This is a genomic window from Mesorhizobium sp. M7D.F.Ca.US.004.03.1.1 (genome assembly GCF_003998635.1).
Classification (GTDB): Bacteria; Pseudomonadota; Alphaproteobacteria; order Rhizobiales; family Rhizobiaceae; genus Mesorhizobium; species Mesorhizobium loti.
In genome coordinates this window covers 1-3519 of the sequence record NZ_RZQG01000637.1, presented here as the reverse complement: position 1 = coordinate 3519, position 3519 = coordinate 1, and the positions used below count along the sequence as shown (strand labels likewise).

6 protein-coding genes are annotated in these 3519 nt (G+C 61.0%); 3 read left to right on the top strand and 3 right to left on the bottom strand.

Annotation, left to right across the window (positions count from 1 at the left end; translation table 11 throughout):
- The 3 genes from EN935_RS27010 to EN935_RS27000 form a co-directional block, all read right to left on the bottom strand.
- On the bottom strand, nt 1-785 hold a 785-nt coding region (locus EN935_RS27010), incomplete at its 3' end, for a PAS domain-containing sensor histidine kinase (RefSeq protein WP_127373795.1).
- Between the two features lie 185 nt (nt 786-970).
- A complete protein-coding gene (locus tag EN935_RS27005; RefSeq protein ID WP_126069669.1) occupies nt 971-1264 on the bottom strand; it encodes a hypothetical protein in 294 nt (97 codons plus the stop codon).
- Nucleotides 1265-1395: 131 nt separating this feature from the next.
- Nucleotides 1396-1611: a hypothetical protein gene (locus EN935_RS27000; RefSeq protein WP_245468965.1), complete on the bottom strand. Its 216-nt coding sequence runs from the start codon at nt 1609-1611 to the stop codon at nt 1396-1398.
- Nucleotides 1612-1725: 114 nt separating this feature from the next.
- Between EN935_RS27000 and EN935_RS26995 the strand changes: the two genes are divergently transcribed.
- The 3 genes from EN935_RS26995 to EN935_RS26985 form a co-directional block, all read left to right on the top strand.
- A complete protein-coding gene (locus EN935_RS26995) occupies nt 1726-1995 on the top strand; it encodes a DUF982 domain-containing protein (RefSeq protein ID WP_109661454.1) in 270 nt (89 codons plus the stop codon).
- Between the two features lie 231 nt (nt 1996-2226).
- Complete coding sequence (locus EN935_RS26990; RefSeq protein ID WP_127265180.1) at nt 2227-2952, top strand: GntR family transcriptional regulator; 726 nt, start codon at nt 2227-2229, stop codon at nt 2950-2952.
- Between the two features lie 3 nt (nt 2953-2955).
- Nucleotides 2956-3519 (top strand): ADP-ribosylglycohydrolase family protein (locus EN935_RS26985; RefSeq protein WP_206534575.1); only part of this gene is annotated, 564 nt, incomplete at its 3' end.

Here is a 3519-nt window from a genome sequence, read left to right as displayed (position 1 = left end):
GTGACGATCAGGCCGAGGCTGACGGCCCTTTGCGAATCCATCCTGCCGCCTTCGGCCGTCACGGTAACCGTGATCGGCTGGGTTTCGCCGACCATTGACGAGGCGAGGCTGCTACACAGTTTCGGAAGGTAAGAGCCGACATCGATCTCCTCGATGCCGGCCGAGGTGTGGAGATGGCGTTGCACCTCGGCCACGGACAGAACGCGCTGATGGGCATCCTTGAGATGCTGGCGTGTCTCTTCCGACGTGACCGAGCGTGCCTTCAGCAACAGGATCGAGGCAATGATCTGCAGGCTGTTGGCGACCCGGTGCTCCATCTCGCGCAGCAGGACGTCTTTCTGCCGAAGCAGATCTTCGGTGCGGCTGAGCAGTTCTTCCTTCTCCCGCTCGATGATACGACGGGCCGTTATATCATTGAAGGCGAGAAGGATGGTGATGGCCGGACTGTGGTCGTAAAGCACCTTGCGGGCATTGAGCAGCATGGTGCGGCGGCCAATCTGCGGGAAATCATGCTCGACCTCGAAATCGTCCATGGCGGTCTTCTCGGGAATGATCGTCTCCAGCAGCAGGCGAAGTGCCGGAATATCCCACTGACCGTCGCCGAGCGCGTAAAGCAGCGAGCCTTGGGTCTGCTGCGGGTCGACTTCAAATGTGTTGTAGAAGGAGCGGCTGGCCGCCAGCACGCGAAACTGTTCGTCGAGGACGAGAAACGGCTCGGTGATCGTATTGACGATCGCTTGCGCCAGCGTCTGCGCGTCTTCGATATTCACGATGGGTTGAAACATGGGCACAAGCCAGACGAGCGGCATTTTGCCCCTCCAACCATCAGCACTATACCTTTGCCCAGGTGTTGTCGCGAATTGAATCCGCCGGCACGATGATGTGATGTCGTACATCGTCCCTAAAAAAGGCGGGCACTTGGCCCGCCTCCGGCCCGTTCTATTCGGGCATTCGCCCAAATCCTGCTACGTCAATTCGCACCGCCGAGCTGCTTGGTCATCTTGCAGAAATTGTCATGCGACTTGGCAATGGCCTCGTCGCCGCATTCCTTCATCATGCCTGCGCGGTCTTCTTCCTTCATGGCCATCCATGCGACCTTGAATTCCGCCTCGGACTTCATGGTCTTCATCCCGGCATCGGTGAAGAACGGCGACATCTTCGCCGGATCGTCGAGTGCCGACGTTCCGGTGGCACCGCCGGCAAGTGCGGCGCCAGTCATCATCGCAAGCGCCATCGCGCCCATCGTGAGCATCTTGAGGTTCATTTGGGAATTCCTCTCTGTCGAGGTCATTGGAATAAACGACCTGCAGACAAACGAGATCGAGAGAAAACAGTTCCTTCAGATGAATATATATTAAAACAATGTTCTATTTCGCCGGCTTTGCCGCCAATCGATCATTCCATATCAGGTACGTCGCCGCTGACGAAGAGCGTGTTCGGCGGGCCGTATTCGCCCAGCGTCGGATCGGCCTCGCGGCTCCAGGCGATAACGCCGGCATGCTTTGCCGCCAGAGCCCTGGCGGTGCGTATGGCGCGGTCCTCGCTCTGCTGGTCGGCGGGTCCAAAGGCTGGGAACAATTCGCCATCCTCGCCGCGATCGAACGCGACCACGACGATCAGCCTTGGATTTTCTGGCCACTGGAATCGGACATCTTGCACCTTTGGCGCGGAACCTATCACAATACAGGGAATTGGGTCGGCACGTTCGATTTCGGAGGTGGGGTGGTGCAAGACCAGCGTTTCGATGAGCCGGTCAGGATTGCGCTCGGCCGATCGCGAAACTCGATCTTCAATGTGGAGAGGGTGGCTCAGGCTGCCGACATCCTGATGAACCGCTGGCCGGTTGTGACCGGGCAAAGGCATATGGTTGCCCGCAAGGTCTGCCTGGCCGTGCTTGAGGGCAAGAAAGAAGCCTCGGCGGCACGGGCGGCATTCATCAACGCAGCGATCGAGGCGGACATCCTCGTCGAGCCCCGTGAGGTGTCGATACCGTAGCGTGTCCGGTCAAGCTTGAATCAAGAACTGGCGCTATCCTCTTGATTGATTGCGGTCTTTTCGGTTGATCGGTGGTCGGTTTCTCGGAATCCGTATGCCGGCCTGTCGTCGGCGGTTTTGCAGGCATTCCGCAACGTTCGCGCCCGTTGGCCTGCTTTTGGATCCCGTTGACACGGCGTCCGTGGATATATATTGAACAGGATTATACAGGTTCACTGAACAGGTACCCATATGAAGCGGCGCGCGGTTCAACTGTCTCCCGGCACGGGCAAGCCCGAGCAGATCGCCACCGTCCTCGAACATGAGATCCGCTCCGGCGTTCTCGGCTTCGGCGACCGCCTTCAAAGCGAAAACGAACTCGTCCAGCGCTTCTCCGTCAGCCGCAATACGGTCCGCAAGGGTCTCGAGGAACTGTCCAGCCGCGGGCTGATCACCACCAAGGTGGGCATCGGTTCGTTCGTCACCTTCGACGGTAAGCCGGTCGATGACGCCATCGGCTGGTCGCGGGCGTTGGCCGATGCTGGCGCCAATGCCGAGACGCGGACGCTGCGGCTGGAGGTCATCGAGGACACTGATCTGGCTGCGCTGCTTGGTATCGAAAGCCCGTTATTCATTGCCGTCGACCGGGTGCGCACCAACGCCAGTGACGGCCATGCGATCTCTATCGAGCGCAGCCGGCTGCCATTGTCACTCGAGCTTGAGGACGTACCGTTGCGCGGATTGCGCGAGGGCTCGCTGCACCAGACGCTGCGCGCCGCCGGCCTCATTCCCGACCATGGCGAGGAATGGGTCGAGATCGAGATGCTCAATGCCGAGGATGCGGCCATCCTCGGCTGCCCGCAAGGCACGCCGTTCCTGCGCGGCCGCCGGCTGACGCGTGCGGCCGATGACCGGCCGATCGAGTATGTCACCAGCCTGCTCAATCCGGCGCATTTCGCGCTGCATATGAGGTTCTGAGCGATGTCGGATGCAACCAGCAAGGCCATTGATCGCGCCATGGGCGCACTTGTCGGCGGGGCGCTGGGAGACGCGCTCGGTATGCCGACGCAGCTTCTGTCACCGGCCCGCATTGCCGAACTCTACGGCCATGTCGAGGATTTCATCGCGCCTTTCGCCGATCATCCGGTGTCGAAGGGACTGGCTGCCGGCACCATCACCGACGACACCGAGCAGGCGCTGCTGCTCGGCCGCATTCTGGTCGAATCCGGCGACCGCTTCGACCACGCGCGCTGGGTCAATGCACTGCTCGACTGGGAGCGCGAGGTGAAGGCGCGCGGCAGCTATGATCTGCTGGGGCCGTCGACCAAACGAGCCATCGACGCCATCAACAATGGTGTGCCGGCCGAGGAAGCAGGACGCAGCGGCGACACCAATGGTGCGGCCATGCGCATCGCGCCTGTCGGCATCATGATGCCGCTCGAACCCTTGGAGGCGTTCGTCGCCAAGGTGGCGGAGACCTGCCGGGCCACGCACAACACCTCGATCGCCATCGCTTCGGCTGCAGCCGTCGCTGCCGCGGTCAGC